This window comes from Pseudodesulfovibrio sp. 7M6 (assembly GCF_050058625.1).
Lineage (GTDB): Bacteria > Desulfobacterota > Desulfovibrionia > Desulfovibrionales > Desulfovibrionaceae > Pseudodesulfovibrio > Pseudodesulfovibrio salinus.
In genome coordinates this window covers 2,168,119-2,193,988 of the sequence record NZ_CP188816.1, presented here as the reverse complement: position 1 = coordinate 2,193,988, position 25,870 = coordinate 2,168,119, and the positions used below count along the sequence as shown (strand labels likewise).

General features: G+C 58.1%; 19 protein-coding genes. 12 read left to right on the top strand and 7 right to left on the bottom strand.

The window, feature by feature from the left end; genetic code table 11:
- The first annotated feature begins 15 nt into the window (after positions 1–15).
- The 12 genes from nifJ to ACI0FG_RS10395 all read left to right on the top strand — a co-directional run bounded on the left by nifJ (position 16) and on the right by ACI0FG_RS10395 (position 18,137).
- Positions 16–3,606, top strand: a complete 3,591-nt coding sequence (gene nifJ, locus ACI0FG_RS10450) for a pyruvate:ferredoxin (flavodoxin) oxidoreductase (protein WP_419784931.1) — start codon at positions 16–18, stop codon at positions 3,604–3,606.
- Between the two features lie 93 nt (positions 3,607–3,699).
- The gene (locus tag ACI0FG_RS10445) at positions 3,700–5,409 is read left to right on the top strand and encodes an L-lactate permease (RefSeq protein ID WP_419784930.1); all 1,710 of its coding nucleotides are present in this window, start codon (positions 3,700–3,702) and stop codon (positions 5,407–5,409) included.
- A 138-nt stretch (positions 5,410–5,547) separates the two neighbouring features.
- On the top strand, positions 5,548–6,927 hold the full coding sequence (locus ACI0FG_RS10440; protein WP_419784929.1) for an FAD-binding oxidoreductase: 1,380 nt from the start codon (positions 5,548–5,550) through the stop codon (positions 6,925–6,927).
- 9 nt (positions 6,928–6,936) lie between these two features.
- Positions 6,937–8,217 (top strand): (Fe-S)-binding protein, encoded by a 1,281-nt coding sequence (locus tag ACI0FG_RS10435; protein WP_419784928.1) that lies wholly within the window; start codon positions 6,937–6,939, stop codon positions 8,215–8,217.
- 27 nt (positions 8,218–8,244) lie between these two features.
- Positions 8,245–10,365, top strand: a complete 2,121-nt coding sequence (gene pta, locus ACI0FG_RS10430) for a phosphate acetyltransferase (protein ID WP_419784927.1) — start codon at positions 8,245–8,247, stop codon at positions 10,363–10,365.
- A 36-nt stretch (positions 10,366–10,401) separates the two neighbouring features.
- Positions 10,402–11,604 (top strand): acetate/propionate family kinase, encoded by a 1,203-nt coding sequence (locus ACI0FG_RS10425; protein ID WP_419784926.1) that lies wholly within the window; start codon positions 10,402–10,404, stop codon positions 11,602–11,604.
- Between the two features lie 74 nt (positions 11,605–11,678).
- Positions 11,679–12,305 carry a LutC/YkgG family protein gene (locus ACI0FG_RS10420; protein WP_419784925.1) on the top strand — a complete coding sequence of 209 codons (627 nt, stop codon included), beginning with the start codon at positions 11,679–11,681 and terminating at the stop codon, positions 12,303–12,305.
- Positions 12,306–12,307: 2 nt separating this feature from the next.
- Complete coding sequence (ldhH, locus tag ACI0FG_RS10415; RefSeq protein WP_419784924.1) at positions 12,308–14,461, top strand: L-lactate dehydrogenase (quinone) large subunit LdhH; 2,154 nt, start codon at positions 12,308–12,310, stop codon at positions 14,459–14,461.
- A 222-nt stretch (positions 14,462–14,683) separates the two neighbouring features.
- Positions 14,684–16,264, top strand: coding sequence for a methyl-accepting chemotaxis protein (locus ACI0FG_RS10410; protein ID WP_419784923.1), 1,581 nt, complete (start codon positions 14,684–14,686; stop codon positions 16,262–16,264).
- Positions 16,265–16,368: 104 nt separating this feature from the next.
- Complete coding sequence (locus ACI0FG_RS10405; protein WP_419784922.1) at positions 16,369–16,695, top strand: Dabb family protein; 327 nt, start codon at positions 16,369–16,371, stop codon at positions 16,693–16,695.
- Positions 16,696–16,796: 101 nt separating this feature from the next.
- Positions 16,797–17,165 (top strand): hypothetical protein, encoded by a 369-nt coding sequence (locus ACI0FG_RS10400; protein ID WP_419784921.1) that lies wholly within the window; start codon positions 16,797–16,799, stop codon positions 17,163–17,165.
- Between the two features lie 192 nt (positions 17,166–17,357).
- Entirely contained in the window at positions 17,358–18,137 is a 780-nt protein-coding gene (locus ACI0FG_RS10395) for a substrate-binding periplasmic protein (RefSeq protein WP_419784920.1), read from the top strand.
- A 71-nt stretch (positions 18,138–18,208) separates the two neighbouring features.
- On the opposite strand, the gene nhaB is transcribed toward ACI0FG_RS10395, so the two are convergent.
- From nhaB to ACI0FG_RS10360, 7 genes are all read right to left on the bottom strand, one after another.
- Positions 18,209–19,828, bottom strand: coding sequence for a sodium/proton antiporter NhaB (gene nhaB / locus ACI0FG_RS10390; RefSeq protein ID WP_419784919.1), 1,620 nt, complete (start codon positions 19,826–19,828; stop codon positions 18,209–18,211).
- Positions 19,829–19,876: 48 nt separating this feature from the next.
- The gene (locus tag ACI0FG_RS10385; protein ID WP_419784918.1) at positions 19,877–21,298 is read right to left on the bottom strand and encodes a transferase; all 1,422 of its coding nucleotides are present in this window, start codon (positions 21,296–21,298) and stop codon (positions 19,877–19,879) included.
- A gap of 81 nt (positions 21,299–21,379) precedes the next feature.
- A complete protein-coding gene (locus ACI0FG_RS10380) occupies positions 21,380–22,855 on the bottom strand; it encodes an SLC13 family permease (protein WP_419784917.1) in 1,476 nt (491 codons plus the stop codon).
- Positions 22,856–22,866: 11 nt separating this feature from the next.
- Entirely contained in the window at positions 22,867–23,385 is a 519-nt protein-coding gene (locus tag ACI0FG_RS10375; protein ID WP_419784916.1) for a CBS domain-containing protein, read from the bottom strand.
- A 42-nt stretch (positions 23,386–23,427) separates the two neighbouring features.
- Entirely contained in the window at positions 23,428–23,799 is a 372-nt protein-coding gene (locus ACI0FG_RS10370) for a response regulator (protein WP_419784915.1), read from the bottom strand.
- Between the two features lie 210 nt (positions 23,800–24,009).
- On the bottom strand, positions 24,010–24,348 hold the full coding sequence (locus tag ACI0FG_RS10365) for a NifB/NifX family molybdenum-iron cluster-binding protein (RefSeq protein ID WP_419784914.1): 339 nt from the start codon (positions 24,346–24,348) through the stop codon (positions 24,010–24,012).
- A gap of 8 nt (positions 24,349–24,356) precedes the next feature.
- Positions 24,357–25,760, bottom strand: coding sequence for a sigma-54 interaction domain-containing protein (locus ACI0FG_RS10360; RefSeq protein WP_419784913.1), 1,404 nt, complete (start codon positions 25,758–25,760; stop codon positions 24,357–24,359).
- Positions 25,761–25,870: the final 110 nt, after the last annotated feature.

Here is a 25,870-nt window from a genome sequence, read left to right as displayed (position 1 = left end):
AGGAGTACGATCGCAATGCCTAAAATGAAGACGATGGATGGTAACAGCGCCGCCGCCTGGGTGGCCTACGCCATGAGCGAAACCGCTGCCATCTATCCCATCACCCCCTCGTCCACCATGGGCGAAATTGCAGATGAATGGGCCGCGCAGGGCCGCAAGAATATTTTCGGGCAGACCCTTGAGGTCCGCCAGCTTCAGTCCGAAGCCGGTGCTGCCGGTGCCGTTCACGGCTCCCTGGTCGGCGGTGCGCTGACCACCACCTTTACCGCTTCTCAGGGCCTGCTGCTCATGATCCCGAACATGTACAAGATCGCCGGTGAGCTGCTTCCCTGCGTCTTCCATGTTTCGGCCCGTGCACTTGCTGCCCATGCCCTGTCCATCTTCGGTGACCACCAGGATGTCATGGCCTGTCGCCAGACCGGCTTTGCCATGTTGGCCGCCGCTTCCGTCCAGGAAGTCATGGACCTCTCCCTGGTGGCTCACCTGTCCACCATCGAGGCCTCCGTGCCTTTCGTCTCCTTCTTCGACGGTTTCCGTACTTCCCATGAAATCCAGAAGATCGAGACCATCGACTACGACGACATGAAGCCGCTGCTGAACATGGACAAGGTGGCCGCTTTCCGCGCCCGCTCCATGAACCCCGAGCACCCGGACGTGCGCGGCACCGCCCAGAACCCGGATATCTACTTCCAGGGCCGCGAGGCGACCAATGCCGAGTATGACGCCATCCCCGCCATCGTCGAGGAGTACATGGCCAAGGTCTCCAAACTGACCGGCCGTGACTACAAGCCCTTCGACTATGTTGGTGCCCCGGATGCCGAGCGCGTGATCATCTCCATGGGCTCCTCCTGCGAGACCATCGAGGAAGTGGTCAACCACCTGGTTGCCAAGGGCGAGAAGGTCGGCCTGATCAAGGTCCGTCTGTACCGTCCTTTCTCCGCGAAGCATTTCCTCTCCGTGCTGCCCGCCACTGCCAAGATCGTGGCCGTGCTTGACCGTACCAAGGAGCCCGGCTCCCTGGGCGATCCGCTGTACCAGGACGTCTGCACCGTCTTCCTGGAAAAGGGCGAAGGACCCAAGGTCGTGGCTGGTCGCTACGGTCTCGGTTCCAAGGAATTCACACCTGCTATGGCCAAGGCCGTCTTTGACAACCTCGCAACCCAGACCCCCAAGGCCCGCTTCACTGTGGGCATCAATGACGACCTGACCAATGCCTCCCTAGTCGTTGCCGAGGCCCTGGACACCACGCCGAAAGGCACGGTGCAGTGCAAGTTCTGGGGCCTCGGCTCCGACGGTACCGTCGGCGCCAACAAGCAGGCCATCAAGATCATCGGCGACAACACCGATATGTACGCACAGGGTTACTTTGCCTACGACTCCAAGAAGTCCGGCGGTATCACCATTTCCCACCTGCGTTTCGGTCACAAGCCCATCCAGTCCACCTATCTGGTGACGGCTGCCGACTACGTCGCCTGCCACAACCCGAGCTATGTCCATCTGTATGACGTGCTGGACGGCATCAAGGACGGCGGCACCTTCGTGCTGAACTGTGCCTGGTCCGCTGCCGATCTGGAAAAAGAGCTGCCCGCAGCCATGCGCCGCACCATCGCCGAGAAGAACCTCAAGTTCTACACCATCGACGCTGTCAAGATCGCCGGTGAAGTCGGTCTGGGCGGACGCATCAACATGGTCATGCAGACTGCCTTCTTCAAGCTGGCCGACGTCATTCCGTTTGAGCAGGCCGTTGCTCTGCTCAAGGGCGGCATCGAGACCGCTTACGGCAAGAAGGGACCGAAGATCGTCGAGATGAACTGCGCCGCCGTCGACAAGGCTGCCGACGCCATCGTCGCCATCGACGTGCCCGCTTCCTGGGCCGGTCTGGCCGATGATCCGGCGGTGGTCCGTGACGAGCCCGACTACGTCAAGAATGTCATGCGTCCGGTCCTGGCCCAGAAGGGCGACGACCTGCCGGTTTCCGCTTTCTCCAAGGACGGAACCGTGCCCACCGGCACTTCCAAGTACGAGAAGCGCGGCGTGGCCATCAAGGTCCCGGAATGGATTGTCGACAACTGCATCCAGTGCAACCAGTGCGCCTTTGTCTGCCCCCACGCAGCTCTGCGCCCGGTCCTCATCGACGAGGCCGAGGTCAAGAACGCTCCTGCCGGTTTCGAGACCCAGGAAGCCAAGGGCAAGGACGTCAAGGGCCTGCGCTACCGTATGCAGGTCAACACCATGGATTGTCTGGGCTGCGGCAACTGCGCCGATATCTGCCCGGCCAAGGAAAAGGCTCTGGTCATGAAGCCGCTGGCTACCCAGACCGAAGTCCAGGTGCCCAACTTCGATTACACCGAGACCGTGTCCTACAAGGATGCCTTCAAGCGTGATTCGGTCAAGGGTTCCCAGTTCCGTCAGCCGCTGATGGAATTCTCCGGCGCCTGCGCCGGTTGTGGCGAAACCCCGTACGTCAAGGTGCTGACTCAGCTCTTCGGTGAGCGCATGATCATCGCCAACGCCACCGGTTGTTCCTCCATCTGGGGTGCATCCGCTCCGTCCACTCCTTACTGCACCAACCGTGACGGCTTTGGCCCGGCATGGGGCAACTCCCTGTTCGAGGACGCAGCCGAGTTCGGCTTCGGTATCGAAATGGGTGTGAGCCGCCGTCGCGAAATCCTGGCCTCCAAGTGCGAAGCCGCTGCCGAAAAGGCTTCCGGCGACGTCAAGGCCGCTCTGGAAGGCTGGCTGGCCGCCCGTGACGATGCCGCTGCCTCTGTCGAGGCCGGTGACGCCCTGAAGGCCGCTCTGGAAGGCGCGACCGATCCCGAGCTCAAGGCAATCGCTGCCGACGCCGACCTGTTCACCAAGAAGTCCGTCTGGGTCTTCGGTGGTGACGGCTGGGCCTACGACATCGGTTACGGTGGAGTGGACCACGTCCTCGCTTCCGGCAAGGACGTGAACATCCTGGTCATGGACACCGAGGTGTATTCCAACACCGGCGGTCAGTCCTCCAAGGCCACCCCGCTGGGATCCATCGCCAAGTTCGCCGCAGGCGGCAAGGCCACCGGCAAGAAGGATCTGGCCCGCATGGCCATGACCTACGGATACGTCTACGTTGCTCAGGTCGCAATGGGTGCGGATAAGCAGCAGCTGTTGAAGGCGTTCCAGGAAGCCGAAGCCTACAAGGGCCCCTCCCTGATCATCTGCTACGCTCCCTGCATCAACCAGGGCATCAAGAAGGGCATGGGCAAGACCCAGCTCGAGCAGAAGCTGGCCGTGGCCTCCGGCTACTGGCCCCTGTTCCGGTACAACCCGCAGCTTGCCGATGAAGGAAAGAATCCCTTCACCCTGGAGTCCAAGGCTCCCGACGGCACCCTGCAGGAGTTCCTCTCCGGCGAAAACCGGTACGCCATGCTGGAACGCTTCCACCCGGAAGTTTCCAAGGCTTACCGTGCAAAGATAGAGAAGGATTATGCTGACCGTTACACCCTCCTGACCCACCTCGCGGACGCCGATTTCGGCAAGCCCGAGGCCTCGGCCGTGGAAGCGTGCGAGGTCGGCATCTCCGCCGAAAGCACCGGCTCCGGCGAGCCGTGTGACGACGGCAGATAGTCGTCTGATGTTCGTGCGGGGCGAAGCCTTTGCGGAGCTCTGGCTAGCTTCGCCCCGCACGCTATTTCACAGTTTGTTTAATGGAGGTGTTTTATGTCTATTGGGGTTCTTGCGCTTGTTGCGCTGCTGCCCATCTTGGTGGCGTTGATTCTCATGGTTGGTATGCGTTGGCCTGCCACCAAAGCCATGCCGCTGTCGTGGCTGACCGCTGCGGCCGGTGCCGTGATTGTCTGGGGCCTGCCTGCCAAATACGTGGCAGCATTGACCCTGCAGGGTTTTGTAACCGCCATCGGTATTTTGATCATTGTTTTCGGCGCAATTCTGATTTTGCGCACCTTGCAGCATTCCGGTGGTATGGAGACCATCCAGCACGGAATGCAGAACATCACCCCTGACCGCCGCATCCAGGCGATCATCATCGGTTACATGTTCGCCGCCTTCATCGAAGGTGCCGCCGGTTTCGGCACCCCGGCCGCTTTGGCCGCTCCGTTGCTGCTCTCCCTGGGCTTCCCGCCTTTGGCCGCAGCCATTATCTGTCTGGTCTTCAACTCCTTCCCCGTCACCTTCGGTGCTGTTGGTACCCCCGTTGTCCTGGGCCTGAAGTTCCTGGCCCCCGGCGTTGACCAGGCTGTTGCTTCCGGTGCCGCGGGCGTCAACTTCACCAACATGGGTGAGTTCATCGGTCTTGTCGGCCAGTGGGCCACGCTGATGCACCTGGGCATGATCTTCATTCTCCCGGTCTTCATGCTCGGTTTCATTACCCGCTTCTTCGGCCCCGAACGGAGCTGGAAGCCGGGTCTGGCTGCCTGGAAGTTCTGTGTCTTCGCGGCCGTTTCCTTCACCATTCCTTACATGATCTTTGCCTGGTTCGTTGGTCCCGAGTTCCCGGCCCTGATCGGTGGTCTGGTTGGTCTGGGCATCATCATCTACGGCGCCAAGGCCGGTTTCTGCATGCCCGCCAAGAGCTGGGATTTCGGTCCTGCCGACAAGTGGGATCCGGAATGGACCGGTACCGTTTCCGCCGAATCTTCCGAGTTCAAGGCCCACATGAGCCAGTTCCGTGCCTGGTTGCCGTACATTCTCATCGGTCTGATCCTGGTTCTCACTCGTATCCCCGAGCTGGGGCTCAAGGGATTGCTTGCTTCCCAGGCCATCAAGTTCACCAGCATCCTGGGCTTCAAGAGCGTCAATGCTTCCATTGCGTATCTCTACCTGCCCGGCACCATCCCGTTCATTCTGGTTGCTTTGCTGACGGTTCTGATTCACGGCATGCCCGCCGAAAAGGTCAAGCTTTCCTGGAAGCAGGCTTTTGCCACCATGAAGAATCCGACCATCGCCCTGTTCGCAGCTGTGGCTCTGGTTTCCATCTTCCGCGGCTCCGGTATTGCTGATGCAGCTTTGAACCCGAACAACTATCCGTCCATGCCGCTGGCCATGGCAAAGGCTGTAGCCGGTCTGGCCGGTAACGCCTGGCCCATGTTTGCCTCCTACGTGGGTGGTCTCGGCGCGTTCATCACTGGCTCGAACACGGTTTCCGACCTGCTGTTCGCCGAGTTCCAGTGGGGCGTGGCCGGCAACCTTGATCTGCCCCGCCAGGTCATCGTGGCCGCTCAGGCCGTCGGTGGCGGTATGGGCAACATGATCTGCATCCACAACATCGTCGCTGCCTGTGCAGTGGTCGGCCTCTCCGGCATGGAAGGCCAGATCCTGAAGCGCACCGTGTGGCCCTTCCTGCTTTACGGCCTGGTCGTAGGCATTGTGGCTACGCTGATGAGCTTCGTGTTCCTGCCTGGCCTGTTCTAGTCCTCATTCCCGGGAGGGACGCACGTCCCTCCCGGTTTATACCGGTAGTGCTAGTTGTAGAGAAAAGTCTGAACCGAGAAAGATACATTGCCGAGCAGCCCGGCCCGGCCAAACAAATTTCATGTCAAGGAGCAAGTAATGAGCAAAGACGCCATCACCAAGGAATTTGAAGCGATAGTCGGCGCTGAAAACGTCATGACCAGCGAGGCTGACCGCCATTCCTATTCCTACGATGCAGCAGTTCTTGATTCCGTAATGCCCTCCCTGGTTATTCAGCCCACCTCCAGCGAGCAGCTGGGAAAGTGTGTGAAGCTGTGTAACGATAACGGCATTCACCTGACCGTTCGCGGTGCAGGCAGCAACCTTTCCGGCGGCACCATTCCCCATCCCGGCGGCGTGGTTGTTCTGACCAATGGTCTGAACCGCATCCTCGAGATCAATGAAGAGGATATGTACGCCGTTGTCGAACCCGGTGTCGTCACCGCCAAGTTTGCCACGGAAGTGGCTTCCCGGGGTCTGTTCTATCCCCCGGATCCCGGTAGCCAGACTGTCTCCACCTTGGGCGGCAACGTTGCCGAAAATGCCGGTGGTCTTCGCGGCCTGAAGTACGGCGTTACCAAAGACTACGTCATGGGTATCGAGTTCTGGGATGTGAACGGCGAGCTGATCAAGTCCGGTTCCCGTACCGTCAAGTGCGTCACCGGCTACAACCTTGCCGGTCTGATGGTCGCCTCCGAAGGCACGCTGGGTGTGTTCGACAAGATCATCCTGAAACTTATTCCTCCGGCGCAGGCCGCCAAGTCCATGATGGCCATTTTCCCGTCTATGAAGGCCGCTTCCGAAACCGTCGCAGCCATCATTGCCAACAAGATCGTCCCCGCCACCCTGGAGATGATGGACAACTTCACCATCCGTACCATCGAGAACTTCCGCGGTGCCGGCCTGCCCCTTGATGCGGCTGCCATGCTGCTCATCGAGGTGGACGGCCATCCTGCCCAGGTTGAGGACGAGGCTGCCGTGGTGGAGCGCATCTGCAAGGAAAACGGAGCCACCGACATCCAGGTCGCCAAGGACGCCGCCCAGCGCAACGCTGTCTGGCAGGCCCGCCGTGACGCACTGCCCGCACTGGCCAACCTCAAGCCCACCTGTGTGCTCGAGGACGCCACCGTGCCCCGTTCCAAGATTCCTGCCATGATCGAGGCCCTGGACGAAGTCGCCAAGACGCTGAACCTGACCATCGGTACCTTCGGCCATGCCGGTGACGGCAACCTGCACCCGACCATCCTGACCGACCGTCGGAACAAGGAAGAGTGGGAGCGTGTGGAGAAGGGCATCGAAATGATCTTCGACAAGGCCCTGGCTCTGGGCGGCACCCTTTCCGGCGAACACGGAATCGGCCTGTCCAAGTCCAAGTTCATGGAGCTCGAAACCTCCAAGGGTACCCTGGAGTACGCCCGTCGCATGAAGTCCGTGCTTGACCCCAAGGGCATTCTCAACCCCGGCAAGATCATAGGTTAGGTGGTTCAAATGGCAGATATTCATCAGCTCGCACAAATGTTCAAGGAGCTGGACGACCAGCTGGTCAACTGCATGCGCTGTGGCATGTGCCAGGCGGTTTGTCCCATGTTCGCCCAGACCGGGCGCGAAGCAGACGTTGCCCGTGGCAAGATTGCGCTGCTAGAAGGCCTTGCTTCCGAAATGCTGTCCGATCCCGAGGGCGTCAACGAGAAGCTGAACCGGTGCCTGGTTTGCGGCACCTGTCAGGCCAACTGTCCGAGTGGCGTCAAGGTCATGGACATCTTCCTCAAGGCGAGGGCGATCATGACCGGCTACTTCGGTCTGTCCCCGGTAAAGAAGGCCATCTTCCGTGGCCTTTTGAAGAACCCGAAACTGTTTAATACGCTTGTCGGTATGGGCTCCAAGTTCCAAGGCCTGTTCACCAAGCGCCAGGACGAACTGCTTGGTTCCTCCTGCGCCCGGTTCAATGCTCCGATCATTGCCGACCGCCATTTCAATTCCCTGGCCAGCAAGCCCCTGCACAAGATTGTGCCGGAGCTCGACACCCCGGCCGGGAAGAGTGGCATCAAGGTCGCCCTGTACGTCGGTTGCGTTATCGACAAGATTTTCCCGCACGTTGGTCAGGCTGTCCTGGACGTGCTGGAATATCACGGCGTTGGCGTGTTCATGCCCAAGGGCCAGGCCTGCTGCGGCATTCCTGTCCTGTCCAGCGGTGATACCGATACCTTCAATTCGCTGGTCGGCATGAATGTGGATCTGTTCCGTGAAGGGGAGTTCGATTACCTGGTGACCGCATGTGCATCCTGTACTTCGACCATCAAGGAGTTGTGGCCCTCCATGTATAGTGGCCCTTCCGCCCGCAAGTATGATATCGGTGTGCTGCAGGCGAAAACCATGGACATCAGCCAGTTCCTGGTGGATGTTCTTAAGGTGACTCCGCGGACCGGCGCAGGCAAGACCGTGACGTATCACGACCCCTGCCATCTCAAGAACGGCCTCGGTATCACCGCCCAGCCCCGGGAATTAATCCGGGCCGCCGGGTGTGAGTTCAAGGAAATGAATGAAGCCGGCACCTGCTGTGGAAACGGCGGCAGCTTCAACCTCGCCCACTACGAGCTGTCGAAGAAGATCGGCAGCCGCAAGGCGGACAACGTCGTGGCCTCCGGCGCGGATACCGTGGCCACGAGCTGTCCCGCATGTATGATGCAGCTTACCGACATGCTGTCCAGAAAGAACGCCGGAATCGGCGTCAAGCATGTCATCGAGCTGTACGCGGAAGGGTGCCGATAAAACGGTTAACCTAAGGAAAGTAGAAAAATGTCCAAGAATCTGTATGTGAGTGCAACCGAGGAGCGCAGCGGCAAGTCCGCTGTGGTCCTCGGCGTGATGCAGATGTTGCTGAAGGAAGTGGACAACGTTGCCATCTTCCGTCCCATCATCAACGACCCCGGCGAGGGGCGGGAAGACCATGACATCTCGCTGCTGATCGAGCACTTCAAGCTCTCCATTCCCTACCAGGATACCTATGCCTACACGTTGAAACAGGCCCGTGAGCTGATCAACTCCGGTCAGCACGCCCTGTTGCTTGAGAACATTCTCAACAAGTACAAGGAACTGGAAGGGGAGTACGACTTCGTGCTCTGCGAGGGCACGGACTTCAAGGGCAAGGACCCGGCCTTCGAGTTCGATCTGAACGCGGAGATCGCGGCCAATATAGGCGCACCGGTGCTGGTCATCTCCTCGGGTCGTGAAAAAACGTCCGAGGAGGTGATCGCCCTCTCCCAGACCACCGTTGATACGCTGGAAGAGAAGGGCGTCGATCTGGTGGGTTGCATCGTCAATCGTGCTCCCGTCGGCATGACCCGTGAGATGGCCAAGGAAATCATGTGCAAGGTGCTCTGCAAGAAGCCCATGCCGGTTTATGTCATTCCGGAGAACGAGGCGCTGGGCAAACCTTCCATGGGTGATGTCCGTCGTTGGCTGGATGCCGATGTCCTGTACGGTCACAGTGGTATGCAGAACTTGGTGGACAACTACCTCATTGCGGCCATGCAGATCGGCAACTTCCTGGAATACATCCAGAAGGGCAGCCTGGTCATCACTCCCGGCGACAGGTCCGACATCATCTTGGCCTGCCTGACCTCCCGGCTCTCCAGCGCCTACCCGGACATTGCAGGCATAGTGCTTACCGGCGGCCTGCCCCTGTCCGAGTCCGTGCACAAGCTGATCGAGGGCTGGACCGGCGTGCCCGTGCCCGTTCTTTCGGTCAAGGGTCACACCTATCACAATGTTCAGGAGCTCAACCGTCTCTACGGCCGGATTGAGAAGGACGACTACCAGCGCATTGCCACCGCGCTGGGCGACTTTGCTTCCAATGTCGATGTGACCGAGCTTCGTGACCGTGTCGTCGAGGAACGGGATACCCGCATTACTCCGAAAATGTTTGAGTTCTCCCTGGTGGACAAGGCGTCCCGCGACAAGCAGCGCATTGTTCTGCCCGAGGGAACCGGCGAGCGCATCCTGCGTGCCGCCGATATCCTGCTGCGCCGTGGTGTTGCCGAGATCATCCTGCTCGGTCGCGAACAGGTCATCAAGGACAGCGCTTCCAAGTTCGGTCTGGATCTTTCCGGTGCGGAAATCATCGATCCGGTAGAATCTCCGCTGCTCGATACCTTTGCCTCCGAATACTACGAGCTGCGCAAGCACAAGGGCGTCATTCCCGAGATGGCTCGGGATCGTATGTCCGATCCCACCTACTTCGGCACCATGATGGTCCACAAGGGTCTTGCCGACGGCATGGTCTCCGGCTCCGTGACCACCACGGCCCAGACCATTCGTCCCGCCTTCGAGTTCATCAAGACCAAGCCGGGAAGCTCCATTGTTTCCTCCGTGTTCCTGATGTGCCTCAAGGACCGCGTGCTGGTTTACGGCGACTGCGCCGTCAATCCGAACCCGGATGCCCGCCAGCTGGCCGAGATCGCCATTGGTTCCGCCGAGACCGCCCGTGTCTTCGGCATTGAGCCGCGTGTGGCCATGCTCAGCTACTCCACCGGTACTTCCGGCAAGGGCGAGGATGTGGAACGCGTCACCGAGGCAGTTGCCATTGCCAAGCAGCTCTGCGAAGAGCGCGGTCTGGACTTCCCCATCGAGGGACCGATTCAGTACGACGCCGCCGTCGATCCCGACGTGGCTGCCGTGAAGATGCCTGATTCCGATGTGGCCGGTCGTGCCACGGTATTCATCTTCCCGGATCTGAATACCGGTAACAACACTTACAAGGCCGTCCAGCGTGCGGCCAACGCCGTGGCCATTGGCCCCGTGCTGCAGGGACTGAACAAGCCCGTGAACGATCTGTCTCGCGGCTGCCTCGTCCCGGATATCGTCAACACTGTCGCCATTACGGCCATTCAGGCTCAGGCCGAGAAGGCCAAGGCCTAATAACGCCAAGTGCAATAGGAAAAAGGCATTAGACTAATGAAGATTCTGGTTATCAACTCCGGCAGCTCCTCCATCAAGTATCAGCTGCTGGACATGGAAGATGAGTCCGTCCTGGTCACCGGTCTGGTGGAACGCATCGGCGAGGAGAAGGGCGCCCTGGAGAACAAGTCCTATCCCGGCACGGACAAGCAGTCCGTGATCGAGCTGGAACAGCCCATCCCCAACCATGGGGTCGGCCTCCAGATGGTCATCGACCTGATCACTCAGGGCGACAGCGCCGTCTGCTCCAAGGACGAGATCGGCGCCGTCGGCCACCGCGTGGTTGCCGGTGGTCCGTTCAACGCCTCGCTGATCATCACCGATGATCTGTGGCCTGCGCTGACCGAGACCGAACGTCTCGCTCCGCTGCACAACCCCGCCAACCTCGGCGGTGCCAAGGACGCGACCAAGCTGTTCCCCGGCGTTCCGCAGATCCTGGTGTTCGACACGGCCTTCCATCAGACCATGCCGCCCCGGGCCTACATGTACGCCATTCCCTACGAATACTATGAGAAGGATAAGATCCGCCGTTATGGTGCTCACGGCACTTCTCACAAGTATGTGGCCGGTGAGTGCGCGCGTCTGCTGGGCAAGCCCCTGGAGGAGACCAACCTCATCACCATTCACATGGGTAACGGCGCTTCCATGGCTGCCGTCCAGAACGGACAGTGCATTGATACGTCCATGGGCCTGACTCCCCTTGAGGGACTGGTCATGGGCACTCGTTCCGGTGATATCGATCCGGCCGTGCACAACTATCTGGCCGTCAATCGCGGCCTGAATGTTGCCGAAATCGACAACATTCTCCACAAGGAATCCGGTCTCAAGGGGCTGTGCGGCATGAACGACATGCGCGACATCCACGCAGCCATCGCGAAGGGGGACGAACGTGCCAAGCTGGCCCTGGACGTTCAGACCTACCGGACCCGTAAATACATCGGTGCCTACATGGCCGCTCTCGGCCGTGTGGACGGTATCGTCTTCACCGCCGGTATCGGCGAGAACGACGACATCGTACGTGCCGAAACCATCAAGGGCCTGGAGCCTTACGGCATGAAGATCAATGCCGAAGCCAATGCGATCCGCTCCAAGGAGCCTCGCAAGATCAGCACCGATGACAGTGCCGTCTCCATCTGGGTCATCCCGACCAATGAGGAGTTGGCCATCGCTCGTGAAACCCTGGCGCTCGTCGCCGGCTAAACTGCAATAAAGCCCGTTGCGGTACCCCCCCTCACAAAGAGGGGGGGTACGGGCATATTATGGAGGTGTACCCCATGTCTTCCAAGGAGACTCTGCAACAGCAATTCATGGAGAAGGCGACTCTTGTTGCCGCCACGGTGGTCCCCATATCGAACGAGGACGAGGCACTCAGCTACGTCATCGATCTGTGTGGAAAAAAAGAAGCCTGTCAGCTCATGGTCAGCGGATGCGACCTGAGTGTGTCCGACAAAGGCAATGATCTTTGTAATGAGAAACAGAAAAAAGTCATTGCCGCGCCCGGTTTGAGCCCCGAGCTGTACGAACAGCTGGCGAAAAAGGCAGAGAAGGCCGGATTCGACTGCATCGACAAGGGAATGCGCGATCATCTGGCAGGCATCGATATCGGATTCACTACTGCCGAGTATGGCATTGCCGACACCGGCACGCTTATGATCGACTGCCCCAGCGAGGAAACCCGGCTGGCCACCATGATCAGCGAATTCCACGTCTGTATTTTGCCTGCGTCCAAGATACGTGCGAATACCTACGCAGTGGAAAAGATGATGCTGACACGGATGCGGAAAACGCCTGATTACCTGGCCTTCGTCACCGGTCCCAGCCGTACCGCCGATATCGAGCGCGTGCTTGCGCTCGGCGTGCACGGCCCCCTTGAATTGCACATCCTGCTTCTGGAGGACTAGTCATGCAGAAAGCTCATGACCTGAAAGAATACCGTGAGGAATTGCGCGAGTCTCTGGACAACGAGTTCCTGCGCACCACGCTTGATAATTTTGCCGTGGCGTATCGCGCCAACCGGACCAATATTTTCAAAGGCATCGATGTACGCGGACTGGTGAGCGAGATTGCCGAGAGCAAGGATGCCGCTGCCGCCGACTTTGAACGGCTCTATGCCGAGTTCAAGGAGAATGCCGAAGCCGCGGGTGTGCACGTCCATTTCGCCAAGGATGCGGACGAGGCCAACAAGATCATCACCAAGATCGCCCGTGAAGCGGACTGCAAGAAGATCGTCAAGTCCAAGTCCATGACCGCCGAGGAAATCCTCCTGAACCACGACCTTGAGGACGCGGGGATGGAAGTGACCGAGACCGACCTGGGCGAGTGGATCATCCAGCTGCGGCACGAGGGGCCGTCCCACATGGTCATGCCCGCCATTCACCTTTCCCGCTTCCAGGTCGGCGACCTCTTTACCGAGGTGACCGGCAAGGAGCAGGACACCGAGATCGAGAAACTGGTCAAGGTGGCCCGGCGCGAGCTGCGCAGCAAGTACATTGAGGCGGACATGGGCATCTCCGGTGCCAACTTCGCCATTGCCGAGACCGGCGGTATCGGCATCGTGACCAATGAGGGCAACGCCCGTCTGGTTACCACGCTGCCCCGGGTGCATGTCGCGCTCATGGGTATCGACAAGCTGCTGCCCACCCTGCATGACGCTCTGCGCATCCTCAAGGTGCTGCCCCGCAACGCCACCGGCCAGCACCTCACATCCTACGTGACCTGGATCACCGGTGCCAATGAGTGTCTGGCAGCCGAGGACGGCAAAAAGGAAATTCACTACGTTGTCCTGGACAACGGCCGGAGCGAACTGACCAAGGACCCGTTGTTCTCCCAGGTGAACCGCTGCGTGCGTTGCGGTGCCTGCGCCAACGTCTGCCCTGTCTACCGTATGGTCGGCGGACACAAGATGGGTCACATCTACATCGGTGCCATCGGCCTTATCCTGACCTATTTCTTCCACGGTAAGGAAAAGGCCAAGAACCTGGTTCAGAACTGCATCAACTGTGAGGCGTGCAAGGACGTCTGCGCCGGCGGTATTGACCTGCCCCGGCTCATCAAGGCGATTCACGCCCGTATTCAGGACGAGGACGGCCATCCGATTCCCTCGGTGCTGCTCGGCCAGGTGCTGCGCAACCGCAAGCTGTTTCACGGCCTGCTGCGTGCCGCCAAGTGGGGCCAGCGTCCGGTTTCCGAAAAGGACGGCTTCATTCGCCACCTGCCCATGATCTTCTCCAAGGAGCATTCCTTCCGGGCACTGCCGACCATCGCCGAGACTCCGTTCCGTGACTGGTGGCAGAAGAACGCCCCGCGTGTGGAGAATCCCAAATATCGCGTGGCCCTGTTCTCAGGTTGCGTGCAGGACTTCGTTTATCCTGAGCAGATGCAGGCCGCCGTCCGTCTCTTCGAGGCCGAGGGCGTGGCCATGGATTATCCCATGGGCCAGACCTGCTGCGGCCTGCCGGTTCAGATGATGGGCGAGATGAAGGCTTCCCGCGATGTGGCGGCCCAGAACCTGAATGCGTTCGATCCGTCGAACTACGACTATATCATCACGCTCTGCGCATCCTGCGCCGCGCACCTCAAGCACAACTATCCCAAGTTGGTCATGGAAAAGCCGAGCCTCAAGCTGCGTGCGGACGAGTTTGCGGGCAAGATCATCGACTACTCCTCCTTCGTCAACGACGTGCTGAAGGTCGATGCTGGCGAGTTCAAGGGAACAGGCGAAAAGGCCACCTATCATGCGCCTTGCCACCTGTGCCGTGGTCTGGATGTACATGAGGCCCCGCGCGAACTCATCGCCAAGGGCGGCATGGAATACGTCGAATGCGCCGAGGAAGAGGTCTGCTGCGGATTCGGCGGTACTTTCTCCATGAAGTTCCCCGAGCTGTCGGCGGAACTGCTGAAAAAGAAACTCGACAATGTCGAGGCTACCGGCGCGTCCGTTATGTACACCGATTGCCCTGGCTGCATCATGCAGCTGCGTGGCGGCCTGAAACGGCGTGGTTCCAGCATCAAGGTGCGTCACGTTGCCGAACTGCTGAACGAAAGCAAAAAGAAGTAAAACATCCGGTGGCCGCATATGCGGCCACCGCTGAATTTGGCATGAGGCCTTTTGACGGTTGGACCGCGACCCTGGAAGTTGAACCACTTGCCTCCGGAGCAAGCCTTCATGTCGGACTCCCCGCCCGCTGCGGGGCGGGGAGTTCTTTGTTTAGTTGTGTTATTGCCTGGATGCGGATGATTGGCAGGGGCTTGAGCCCTGCAACAAATCAGGATTACAATCATGACCAACTCTTCCCGTTTCTCAGTCCTACCGTTTATAATTGCTTATTTTTCCGCTTTTCTTTTTTCCGCCGTCGTTTCCACGGTTATCGAGGTTTGGTTCGGCGCGGAGTCATGGGCTGCCACTGTTTCCATTGCCGTGGTTCTTTTCGTCTTTGCCCTGACCGGACTTTTTCTGCTGTTGATGGCCCGGCATCGCCTGGCGATGCCGCTGAACCGTATTTCGCAACACCTGGAAAATATTCTCGGCGGGAACTACGGCGAAGCCGGTGATGTTTCCCGGGAGGTACAGCTGGGTGCCTTGGGCACGCTGGTGCAGGATCTGACTACCCGGTTCAAGGAACGGCTTGGTTTTTCCGAAAGTTTTCTCAAGGGACTGCCGGTCCCCATCTGTATTGTTGATACGCACTCCAACGTGACGTTTCTCAATCAGGAATGCCTCGACATGCTTGGGGCTCCGGAGAAGCCGAAATTCTTCTTCGGGAAGCAGATTTCCCGGATTTTTTACAAGGATGACCGGCGTTCCAAAATTGCGGACTGCATGGAAACCAACACAAGGGCCATGAATATCGAGGGCGTCTTCATCCATGAGGATGGAAGCGACATCAACGTGTTCATCAACCTGTTCCCCCTGACGGATGTCGAGGGCAAGGTCATTGGCGGGTGTTGCCTTTACCTCGATACCACGGAGCTCAGAAAGCGGGAGCGGGAAGTCCGTTTGCAAAACGAGCGCATTGGCAAGGCTGCCTCTCAGGCAACGCATGTGTCCGAGGAGTTGGTCTCGGCCGCGACCCAGCTGCGCGAAGTGGTGAAACAGGCCCGCGAGGGGGCTGTCTTCCAGACCGACAGGACCGGAGAGACGGCCACGGCCATGGAGGAGATGAACGCGACGGTGCTGGAAGTGGCCCATCATGCCCAGAGCGCGGCCGAGGATGCGGATGAGGCCAGGGCCAAGGCAGAGGAAGGCTCGCGCATTGTGGCCGGAGTGGTGGATTCCATCCGGGAGGTGGAGGTCCGCGCCGATACCTTGCGTGGTTCCATGGAAGATCTGGATAAGCGTGCCGGAGGCATCGGCAAGGTACTGGCCGTCATTGAAGATATTGCCGACCAGACCAATCTGCTGGCGCTCAATGCCGCCATTGAGGCCGCCCGTGCCGGAGAGGCCGGACGCGGTTTTGCCGTTGTTGCCGACGAGGTGCGCAAGCTGGCCGAGAAGACCATGCAGGCCACCAGCGAGGTGCATGAGGCTGTTACCGGCATTCAGGAAGGGGCCCGGGCCAATGTGCAGGCTACCAGCCATGCCGTGGAGTCCGTTCATCGAAGCACGGAGCTTGCGGGAGAGTCCGGCGAAGCGCTTCATGCCATTGTTACAGTCGCCGAAGCCACGGCGGACAGGGTGCGCTCCATCGCTACTGCGGCGGAGCAGCAGTCCGCCACCAGTGATGAGATCAATCGTGCCACACTGGACATGAACAGGCTGTGTGGAGAAACCAGCCAGCTGATGAACGATGCCTCCGAGGCCATCAATCATCTCGGGTTACTGTCGGATGAGCTCGGCAAGATCATCCATGATATGCAATAATATCTTTTATAAATCGCACGAAGAAGCTGACAAAATGTTTTTTCGTGCTTATTGTCATAGTAAGAATTACTATCGGTTGCGGATTTTATTTGTAACGAGTTGAAATGAAAACATTTAGTGAGAGAGAAATGGTCAGACACATCGTTATGTGGACGCTGAAAGAGGAAGTGGACGGCGTTTCCGCCAAGGAGAACGGCGCAAAGATGAAAAAGATGCTCGAAGCTTTGGCCGGGCGGATTGATGGATTGCAGCGTATCAATGTGAGCATGGACGTTCTGGGAGACGATCCTTGCTGCGATATACTGCTGTGCTCGGATCACGACGATGCGGCTGCTTTGGATTTTTATCAGGACCATCCCGAACATCAGGCATGTGTCGCCTTCATCAAGGGTGTGGTGAATAGCCGAAAGGCGATTGATTTCGCTATCTAGAGGCCCATGGTGCAGGGCTGTTTTTGGGGGTGTGGATGCGATGCAACGTTATTCCAAATGGCTGACAGGAGAATCTGAAACGTCAACCAAAGGAGAGCGCCATGTCCATGCGCTACGATCAGGAGAGAAAGCGGATAATCTGCCGCTGGGAAGAGCCTACCAAAGTTGTCATGAACAAGAAGGAAGGGGTTATTAACCGTTCCCGCATGATCACTGTCAAAGTGAATGACAACGGCAAGCTCAACAGCAAGGATATTCGCCGTCATCGCAAGCATCCGATGTTTTCCTACATCGACCGGTTCAATAAAATGCTCAACTCCATCAACTGCTTTCCGCAGTGCGAGGAAGGGCATCAGTGCGCCGTATGCGGTGTAACGTCGGATGTGAGCCCCCATTACGACACGAACAGTCAGTCCATCATCTGGCTGTGCAGAAATCATTTGACCGAATCGCCAAAGGTGAATGCCTGAGCCGATTTTCATTGCAGTCCATATTCTTATGGGGGTTCCCCGTAATGTTGTGCTAGGGTTGTGGTGATTGGTTTTGGTATCCGGCAGGTTTGATGGTCAGTCTATGCCGGATGGGCCGTATGGCGGTCCTGTCGGATTCCCTTGGTCTTTGCCTGCGGGAAGGGAAAGCAGATAACCCGAAAGGGACGGCGTATGCGGACCTGGATCAGATGGACTTCTCTCATTCTTTTGCTGTTCTCCGTTGCCGGTTTTGCTTTGCCGGGGTGGTGCGGGGAGCGGACTGTCATCCTCACTTCCCTGGAGTGGCCGCCGTATACCGATGAGGCTTTGCCGCAAGGCGGCGCCTGTGCCGGAATTGTCCGCGCCGCTTTTGCAAACGTCGGCTATGATGTGGAGATACGCTATTTCCCTTGGAAAAGGGCGATGCATCTGGCAGAGCATGATCCGGAAGTGGATGGCGTTTTCCCCATGTACTTTTCCCTTGAGCGGGAGGGGCAATTTCTGTTCTCCGATGCTGTGGGTGAAAGCCCCATGGGTTTTGCCGAGTCCGTGCAGCAGCCTGTGGAGTGGAATCGACTGGAGGATTTGACCTCATTCAAAATCGGTACGGTCAAGGGGTTCGTCAATACTGCCAAATTCGATCGTATGGAGGCAGTGGGCAGTCTGAAAACGGATGCCTCGCTCAATGATTTGTTCAATTTACGCAAGGTTCTTGCGAGACGGGTTGATCTGGCCGTCATAGATCTCAATGTCTTTCGGTATCTCCGCCAGGTTGACCCGCATCTGCTTGCAAATCGCCACCTGATTCAGATCAACAAGCGGATGCTGGGCGTCAATTCAATTTATGTTTGCTTCCGCAAGGGACGGCGAGGCCAGGAACTGCTTCGTGCCTTGAATGAGGGGTTGGATAAGATATCACTGAAGGAAAGTCAGGATCGGTATATGGAAATGATTTTTTCCGGCAAACAATAGCCGTTGGAATCAAAATGAAAAAGGGGTTCGCTACATTGTAGCGAACCCCTTTGTTGTTGTGGTTTCAGCGCCTACAGGAGGTAGTAAGTAGCCGCGAGGCCTACGAGAGACATGGTAATGGTATAGGGCAGGGCGAGAATGACCATCCTGCCATAGGAGAGCCGGATGACCGGAGCCAGAGCCGAAGTGAGCAGGAACAGGAATGCCGCCTGACCGTTGGGGGTTGCTACGGACGGAATGTTGGTTCCGGTGTTGATGGCAACCGCCAGCTTGTCGAAGTGGTGCATCATGTCGCTGACCTGGGTCTGAATGCCCTGGGGCAGCGAGGCGATGACGTCCGTGCGGTTGAGGAGCGGATCGGTCAGCTTGTCCATGACGGCCACGGCATCGGTGATGCCGGGGAACGTGCCGAGCACCTGTGTGAAGTGCAGCTTGGTCTCCGAGATGTAGACCGTGGCCACGAACACGTTATCCGAGATCATGGAGAGCAGGCCGTTGGCGATGTAGTAGGCGGCCATCTGGACATGACCGTGCATGGAAAGCACGAAATGCATGACCGGCGCGAACAGATGCTGGTCATGAATGACACCGACGATGGAGAAGAAGACTACCAGCAGCGCGGTGAAGGGCAGAGCCTCTTCAAAGGCCGGGCCGAACTGGTGTTCGTCCGTATAGCCGTTGATGGATGTCAGCAGGACGATGACCGAGAGGCCGATGATGCCGACTTCCGCCAGGTGAAAGGCCAGGGCCACAATAAGCCAGATGCCGATGATGGCCTGGACAATCAGTCGAGCCTTGCCTTCGGCACCACGCTTCTCTTCCATTTCAATGGCGGTTTCCAGCAAATGGGAGCGGATGTTGCCGGGCATTTCCGCGCCGTACGTGAAGATTTTGAACTTTTCCACCAAGATGCAGGTCAGCAGGCCTGCCGCCAGCACAGGCATGGAAACCGGCGCGACCTGGACGAAGAACGGTACGAAATGCCAGCCCATTTCTTCGGCAATCAGAAGGTTTTGCGGTTCGCCCACCAGGGTGCACACGCCGCCCAGCGCGGTACCAACCGCGCCGTGCATCATCAGGTTGCGCAGGAAGGATCTGAATTGGGCCAGCTCCTCGCGCTGCGTGTCTTTGACCGAGAAGTCGGAGCACAGGTCGTGCTCGCAGTTCATGGTCTTGCCGGAGGCAAAGCGGTGGTAGACGTTGTAGAAGCCGAAAGCCACCGCGATGATGACTGCGGTGACGGTAAGGGCGTCCAGAAATGCGGAGAGGAAGGCTCCGGCAAAGCAGAACATCAGTGAGATCGCGATCTTGGAACGTACCCGCGTAAGGATGCGGGTAAAGGTATACTGAAGGAAGTCCTTCATGAAGTAGATGCCGGCGACCATGAAGATCAACAGCAGGATGACGGCAAAGTTGTTTTTTGCCTCGTGGTAAACCGTGAGCGGGCTGGTGAGGCCGAAAATGACGGCCTCGATGGCCAGCAGACCGCCTGCTGGGAGCGGATAGCACTTCAGCGCCATAGCCAGGGTGAAGATGAATTCGCCGATAAGGACCCATCCTGCGACGAACGGTCCGGCGGTGTAGATGAGAATGGGATTGATGATGAGAAAGGCAAGAATGGCCGTCTTATACCATCCTGGCGACTTGCCGAGGAAGTTCTTGCCAAAGGCTGCTGCTAACGATTGGGACATGGTTTTCTCCTCACTCGTGTGACGATTGTTGCTGAATCCTCCGGCAACCTATTCGCCGATGGTCATGGTGGGATACATGCCCATCTCCGGCCCGGACTGAAAGGGCTGGAGAATGTTGAAACATGCATCCTGGGTCTTTTGCGCGTGGCCGCGAGTCTTGTCCGTGCCGTTGTAGTAGGCCCCGTTTTCTTCGAGGATGTGCTCGATACGGTGCCGGAACGCCTTGACGAAGGCTTCGCCGTCACCCTTGAAGGTGGCGTTTCCAAGCGTGAGATCAGTGGCCGTTGCGAGTTTATCAAGATCAATGCATTGGGTTTCCAGGTCGGCCTGTTTGGTGACGTATCCCCAAATCGCCGAGTTCTCCGGAATCTCTATGGGTTCCTCCGCATCGATGATGGTATGAGGCATGACGATGGTGTCCCGTCCGACGGTGATGGGGGCATCCTTGGTGCCGTGGATGAACGAATTGAACCCCACGAACACGTTTTTGCCGATATGGGCGTGGATTACCTTGCCGCCGTGGGCAGTAACGTCGTTTCCTTCGTAGACGGAATTTTTGATAAAACAGTTTTCCTGAGCATTTGAACCCTTGCCGATGATGGAATTCTCGACATGGGCGCGCTGCACAATCAGGGCGTTTTCCCCTATTTCGCACTGTCCCTTGATGACGGCATAGGGGCTTACGTAGGCTGATTCGGGCACGTTCTCCAGCGGCTCGGGCGTGATGGTGGAGTAGACGGGAACAAAGTCCTCCTTGGTCTCGTCCACGTATTCAACGAGCTTGCCGGAGATCTGTCCGTTTTCGTCCAGCTTGACGTATTGTTCCACCACCCCTTCCGGGAAGAGGTAATTGAACTCGAAGAGCCCGCGCACCCGAATCCACACCCGGCCGGGCTCTACAACCCGGTTGGTCAGGTCGCCCACCTGAATGTAGGCGAAGTCCCCGATTGCACAGTTGTGCAGAACAGAGAGGTCCACCGTTGAGAAGGGGCCGAGGTAGACTCCCGCGCAGGTGGTTCCGTGGATATTTGAAAAGTGCATTGCCACGGAATTCAGAATGCGGAAGACCTCCGGCATCTCGGCGTTCTTCGAGTTGTTGTGGACCAGGGTCTTTACCAGGAACGAGTTGATGATGCGGATTACCTCGTCGTAGAAGAGCTTGGTCTTCACGCCGTTGAATTCCACAACATCGCCTTTGCGTTTGAGCTCGTCCCCCCGGATGTCGCTTTTGTAGAGCACCGAGCGGTCAACCATGGTCTTGCCCAGGAAGTAGCTGCCGGACAGATTGGAGTTCATGAATTTGAAGCTCAGGGGGTGGTCCTGTGTCAGGGCGTAGAACGCGTAGTAGAGCAGGTGCCGTTCCCTGGGAATGGCGTTTTGCAACAGCGAACGAACATCTATGCCTTGCGGCTTGAGATTGACGTTGACCCGGGAAGTGATGTGGTCGAACAGTTCTTCTAGCTTTTCCATGATATTCCGGTGGTTGTCGTTGACTACGGTTGCCGCATACAGGACGACAACCGTAGTTATTCCATATCTTACCGTTATTAGCTAGCCCCCGGCAGGCAGGGTGATGGGCATACCCATAATGGGCCAGATAACCAGTATCGCCAAACCGACCACGGCCATGAGCAGCAGAGAGGCTGGGACGCCCCACTTGAAGAACTCCCCGGTGGTGAACTGTCCTGAGTCGTAAGCGATGGCATTGGGCGCAGCGCCGACGAGGAGCAGGAACGGCATACCCGCCATGACCAGCGAGGCATACAGGATGACTTGCGGGGCAACGCCCAGATAGGGGGCGATGACCAGGGCCACCGGCAGCGATATGGCGATGGCTGCCACATTCATGATGAAGTTGGTCATGATCATCACGAAAAAGGCGATGGACATGACGAAGACGAACCAGTTGGCCTTCTGGAACATGACCAGCCAGTTGACGGCCATCCACTTGGCCGCGCCTGTTTCCCACAGACAGAAGCCGATGGACATGGCTCCGGCGAAGAGCAGGATGATGTTCCAGGGGATGTCCTCCAGGTCCTTGAGGTCCAGAATCTTGAAGACGAAGAAGAGGACCGAGGAACAGAGGATGATGGCGGTCTTGTCCACGGCATGGAGGGCCGGGACAAAGGATCGCAGTGACATGATGATGATGACGCCGGCCACGATGACGGCGGCCAGAATTTCATTCCGGGTCAGGCCGCCCATCTTGGCGTTCAGTTCCCTGGCCTTTTCGCGCAGGCCGGGGATGCGGTCCTTCTCCGGCTTCAGGAAGAGCATGAAGAAGCCCCACAACAGGAAAGTCATGCCCCAACCGATGGGAGCCATATAGTAGGTCAGCTCAAAGAAGCCGACATCCACGTTGACGATTTCCTTGAAGAATCCGAGTGCCACGGCGCCGCGGGCGGCACCGAGCAGGGTGACGACGGAGCCAGCGCCCGCCACGTAGGCCATACCGATGAACAACCCCTTGCCGAACTTGGTCGGCTTGTCGCCCTCACCATACAGTGCATAGATGGCGAGCAGCAGGGGATAAATGGTGGCGGCCACGGCGGTGTGGGCCATGATGTGCGTGAGGGCGGCGGTGACCACAAAGACGCCCAGGTAGATCATTGAAGTCCGTTCACCCACGATGTCGAGCATCTTGTACGCCAGCCGTTTGGTCAGGCCGGTCTTGGTGAAGACCAGGCCGATCATGATGGAGGCGAAGATGAAGAGCACGGACGGGTCCATGAAGTCCTTGAACGCTACCTTCGCGGGGCGAATCAGGAACATGACCTGAAGAATGCCGATCATCAGCGAAGTTACGCCGATGGGGACGACCTCGAATACCCACCACGTTCCGGCGAGCAGGAAAACCGCAATGGCTCCCTTGGCCTCGTGGGACAGGACGAAATGTTCGCCCATCGGGTCGATGGCATCCGGCCAGGCCGGGGTGAAATAGACGACGGCGAAGAGAATGACGCCGGTGAGCATGAAGACAAGGCGCTTCCATTCGAAAGCGGGCTTGGCGGCTTGTGCTGCTTCCATGAGGTCCTCCCCTAGCTGTCGTGGCAGGCGGTCATGCGCCTGGTTATCTCGCCGAAAACGTCGCCCAGGCGCAACACGCCGGTGATGGTGCCGTTTTTGCGGACAATCAACGGTTGATGCGTTCCGATGATGAAACGGTGGATGGCGTGCTCCAGGTCATCGTCTTCCTCCAGGTATTCCGTTTCAGCGGGGACATACATTGCTTCGGCAACGGATATCTCATATCCGGCCCGGCAAATTTTCGTCAGTGTGTCGGACCAGAGGCCGAACTCCTTGAAGATGTCGGACACGTAACGATTGGAAAGCGTGTCGGAGCCCAAGTCCTTTTTGCCGAGCTTTTTGTAATTGGGTTCCAGGGCCACCATAATATCCGTCATGGTCAGAACACCGGCAAGATTGCCGTTTTTGTCCACGACAAGGACATCGCGGTGGCCGTTCTCCGCCAGTGCGGCGGCCACCTCTCCGAAGACGGCGTCCTTGCCGATGGTGCGGTATTCGCCCACGGGGATCATCAGATCCTTGACAGTCATATCTTCCTTCCTCCCAACAATACGGTGAAAATATCCAAACCCCTAGCTGTCGCTTTTTTTCGGCAGTAACGCTGCCCTCAGCTTGCCGAGCAAATCCTCCAGGTCCACGGGCACATGCACCTCGTCCACCACTCCCAGCTTCATGGCCTCGATGGAGAGCGAGACCTCACCGGAGTGGTTGATGAGGATGACGGTGCTTTCCGGGCTTTCCTGGCGGAATTCCGACAGGAAGTAGAGTAGCGATTCCTTCGGGCTGGAAAGCCCGGCCAGGATCGCTTCCGCATCTTGCCCGAGCACAAGGCGGCGGGCCTCCTCAACGTCTCCTGTGTCACGAACCGTCAGTCCATGTTTGGACAGTCGGTCCGACAGGTTGCGGCGAAAGTCGTCGTCGGCGTCGATGAGTAATACGTGCATGGGTACCCTTGCCTGAAAAGCGGTTTGCGTCCCTCTTGCGACTGGGAAGCATAGGCAATGGGTATGCCAATATGTGTTTAATGCGTTATGATAGGGTGTTATATGAAATGAATAGATATGCTACATATTCACCAAGGACAAAATGAAACATTATGAACCAAGTGAGACGTTCTAAAATGTCTCAGAGTGAAACGTAGAATGATGGACGTGCTAGTAGAAGCACATTCCCTTTTTCAGGGCGTCCGTCATGTAGGATTCCAGTACAAGGTCGACCGGGCCACAGACATCATCCAGGACGTTGATGCCTTTCCAGATGAGAAAATCGTAATATTCCGACTCGATACCAGCGCAAATGACAGTGCGGACATTTTCGCTGAGGGCCAGTCTGCAAGCGGCTTCAGAGGAGGCATTGTTCAGGACAACAACCTTTTCCTTGATGGTGCCCATGGTAAGGGTCTCGCGGGTGAAGGAGACGATGAGCACGTCGGTGGCGAGGTCGAATCGGGGAGCGACCTCGCTGTCCAGCAGGGGGATGAGAATTTTTTCCATATGCGCCTCTAGTTGATCCCGTACTGTTTCATCTTGCGCCACAGGGTGGAGCGTCCCCAGCCGAGCATTTCGGCCGCCTGCTGCTTCCTGCCGCCGGTTTTGACCAGGGCGTCGAGAATCATCCGACGCTGTACTTCTTCCCAGCTCTCGTTTTTGGTGGGGCGGATTTCAGCCGGTTCCGTCTCTGACTGCACCATCTCGGATTCCGATTCGGGCTGGTGCGGAACATTGGGTGCCCGCAACAAGTAGCCGGGCAGATGTTTGGTCCGGATCAGCTTGCCGTCACAGAAGTTGACGCCATACTCTACCAGATTGCGCAGTTCGCGGACATTGCCCGGATATGTGTATGCCTCAAGCAGGGCCTGGGCATTTTCCGAGAACCCCTCCATCTTCTTGCCGAACCGGGCCTGGAACATTTTAAGAAAGTGATCTTGGAGCAGGTGGAGGTCATCGCCGCGGTCTCGCAGGGGGGGCAGGTGAAGGCGGATGACGTTGAGGCGGTAGAGCAGGTCCTGGCGAAACGCCTTCTGGCGGGCCATCAGTTCCAGGTCGCGATGGGTGGCCACTATGACCCGCACGTCGGAGTGGAAGCCCTTGGTAGAGCCAAGCGGGTAGATGACCTTGTCGTCCAGAAAGGAGAGGAGCTTGACCTGAAGGGGGAGGGGCAGGTCGCCGATCTCGGTGAGAAAGAGCGTGCCGCCGTGGGCCATGCGGAACCGTCCCGGCTTTGCCCGGTCCGCCCCGGTAAAGGCTCCCTTGGCGTGGCCGAACAGTTCAGATTCCAGCAGAGTGTCCGGCAGGGCGCCGCAGTTGACCTTGATGAACGGTCCGTCGTTACGGTCCGAGGCGTTGTGTATCTCCTCGGCGAGCATGTCCTTGCCCGTTCCTGTTTCGCCGGTGATGAGCACTGAGGAGTCCGTCTGGGCTACGGCCGGGACCATGGTGAAGATGCGCTGGATTTCCGGACTGTTGCCGACGAGATTGCCCAACCCGGTCAGTCCGGCCGTTCCTTCTTCCAGGGTGTGGGTGGTCCGGGTGGAAACAGTCTCCACCGCTCCGCGTACTTCGCCGTTTTCACTCAGGATGGGCGAAATGGTCAGACGGATATAAACCTTGTTCTTGTTGCGACTGATGATGTTGGCTTCGGCGCTGCGGGCATCAATTTTTTTCCAGTTGGACATCACGGGGCAGCCCTTGAAGCAATAGTCGCAACGCAGTCCGTGCAGACATTTCAGCCCGAGCAAGGACTGGCGGTCTGCCCCTGTCAGGGTCTCGTAGGTCTTGTTGACCGCAAGCAGGGTGCCGTCCCAGCCGAGAACGGCCACACCCAGCGGCAGTTCGTCGAGGAGATCGGTCAGGCTGTCCGTGTTGGGCAGCAGCCATTTGAGTATGGCGGGATCGAGATAGGGCACGAGGAACGGCTCCTGGGCAATGTTGTATTATGATGCAATGTGAATCGTAATGAAACATTGTCGGTGTGACAAGCACTCGTCGAAGCGGGAAGCATAGAGAGGCAGAGGGT